A 631-nucleotide genomic window follows, 5' to 3' on the forward strand; every position below is an offset into this window, starting at 1 on the left:
ACGCGCAGCACCGCCGCACCCGTTGACGGCGTCAGGAAGCCGCCGAAGTCGATCAGGCGTGGCGTGTGGGCTGCCGCGGCGAGCGGCGTCAGGTCGATCATCGCAGCGTCTGCCGCGCGCGGGTCGCCTGCGCGCGGCCCGCAGCGCCGACGGTGCGGATCGAGACGTCCCCAGCCTCCGACCGGACCGTTGGCCGGAACAGCGCGCCCTCCTCAACAGCAAGCACGACGGTTGCGGTGTTACCCCGATCGTTCGCCGGGTTGACGTGGACCCGCTCGTTCGCGCCCACCATCGCGCGCGGGATGCCGTTGACCGAGAGGACGTTGCGATCGATGCCGCTCCGGCCTCCAACTTTGAAGAACCCGCCGGTCGCCAGCTTCGGCAGGCCACTCGAATCGGGAACGAAGGGCAGGGGGCCGAGCCCGGCGCCGGCGAACGGACTGGTGTAGCTGCCGCCGCCACGCTTCCCCATCAGGTTGCCGAGCAGCGAGAAGATGCTCCCGCCCGAACTGCTGCTGGCGCCTTCCGACCCGCCGAACAGGCGTTGCGCCAGCGGCTTGATGATCATCTGCTGCACCGCGATCCGCGCCAGGTCCGCGATGATCGAACTCGCCATGTCGGAGAACACGGA

At 69.9% G+C, this 631-nt stretch carries 1 protein-coding gene; it reads right to left on the minus strand.

All coding sequences use genetic code 11. The features are described 5' to 3' along the window. Positions 1-97: 97 nt before the first annotated feature. The coding region (locus tag LS48_RS15915) for a phage tail tape measure C-terminal domain-containing protein (RefSeq protein ID WP_204376485.1) at positions 98-631 on the minus strand (534 nt) is incomplete at its 5' end.

The organism is Aequorivita aquimaris (assembly GCF_001573155.1).
Taxonomy (GTDB): Bacteria; Bacteroidota; Bacteroidia; order Flavobacteriales; family Flavobacteriaceae; genus Aequorivita; species Aequorivita aquimaris.